Source organism: Streptococcus agalactiae ATCC 13813 (assembly GCF_000186445.1).
Lineage (GTDB): Bacteria > Bacillota > Bacilli > Lactobacillales > Streptococcaceae > Streptococcus > Streptococcus agalactiae.
Genome location: NZ_GL636081.1, coordinates 1 through 1,430, shown reverse-complemented (window position 1 = coordinate 1,430; position 1,430 = coordinate 1). Strand labels below are relative to the sequence as shown.

1 protein-coding gene is annotated in these 1,430 nt (G+C 40.3%); it reads right to left on the bottom strand.

Annotated features, from left to right (window positions below; all coding sequences use genetic code 11):
* Window positions 1–31 precede the first annotated feature (31 nt).
* A protein-coding gene (locus tag HMPREF9171_RS102810; RefSeq protein WP_370443778.1) for an IS3-like element IS861 family transposase occupies window positions 32–1,377 on the bottom strand; the annotation gives its coding sequence in 2 pieces (ribosomal slippage) (window positions 32–936 and window positions 936–1,377; 1,347 coding nt in all).
* Window positions 1,378–1,430 lie beyond the last annotated feature (53 nt).

The window sequence follows — 1,430 nt, the reverse complement described above, 5'->3', positions numbered from 1 at the left end:
GTACTGACCCCCAAAAGTTGGACAATTTATTTTAAGTGAAGGATTTAGTTCTGTATTGCACAGGACTAAGTCCTTTTAGTTTTGCTTTGATTCGCTTGTTGTTGTAGTAAAAAATGTAATCTGTGATAGCTTGCTCAAGGTCATCAAGTGATTTGTAAGACTTCTCCAAGCCATAGAACATCTCAGACTTTAGAATCCCAAAGAAAGATTCCATCATTCCGTTGTCAGGACTGTTCCCCTTCCGTGACATAGAAGGACGAATGCCTTTGTCCTCCAGAAATTGATGGTAGGACTTGTGCTGGTACTGCCAGCCTTGGTCGCTGTGGAGAATGGTTTCGCTGTATGAAGCCGCAGGAAAAGCCCTCTCAAGCATGGTTTGAACCTGTTTCAAGTCAGGAGACCGAGACAGGGTAAAATCAATTATCTCACTGTTATAGCCATCAAGAACAGGCGATAGATAAAGTTTCCCTTCAGGTAAAGCAAACTCCGTCACATCGGTATAGCACTTCTCATAGGGCTTCGACCCCTCAAACTGGCGTTGAATCAGGTTATCAGCCTTCTTACCAACCTCACCTTTGTAAGAGGCATACTTGCGCTTACGACGAATACGAGCAGTCAAGCCCATACTTTTCATCAAGCCTTGCACCCTTTTGTGGTTGATGACAAAGCCACGATTTCGCAGTTCTAAATAAATCCGACGATAGCCATAGTTTCCTCTATGTTCATCATAAATGGATTGAATGTCAGATTTGATTGCTTTGTCTTTATTTGGTTTATTCAGTTTCTTTAGTTGATAATAGTAAGTTGCACGAGCTATCTTAGTTATCTCAAGTAAGAGGTCTAGTCGGAATCCTCCTGTGACCATTTCTCTAATTGTTTCTGCCGTTCGCTCTGTAAGGCTTCGTCCCTCAAGCGCAAATCCCTTAACTTTTTTAGAAAGGCATTCTCCGTTCTCAAGCGCTCATTTTCTTCCTGAAGTCGCTCGAGCTCTGTCATTTCTTCCCAAGTTTTCTTACGCTTACGTCCCATTTTACTCGGTCTCCCTCTTGTTTTCTCAACAATAGTATAACCATTTTTCTTAAATTGGGAAAGCCAATTTGTGAGTATAGAACAATTAGAGAGAGCATAATCAAGAGAAACAGAGAGTTGAGAACAACCATGAATCAAGACTTTATCTATCATTTCCTGCTTTAATTCAGGTGGATAATACTCATTTCTACCTTTTTCGACGATTTCTACACCATACCGATCCATGAGTTTTATCATGTATTTAAGATTCGAGATACGAACATCATATCGTTGACTAATCTGAGACCAGGACATCCCGATCTTTCTTAACTCGTATATTTCTAGTTTATCTTCATAACTTAATTTCATCAGAAAAGCACCCCAATCGTTAGATTTTTTGTCTAACTTTTGGGGTGCAGTTC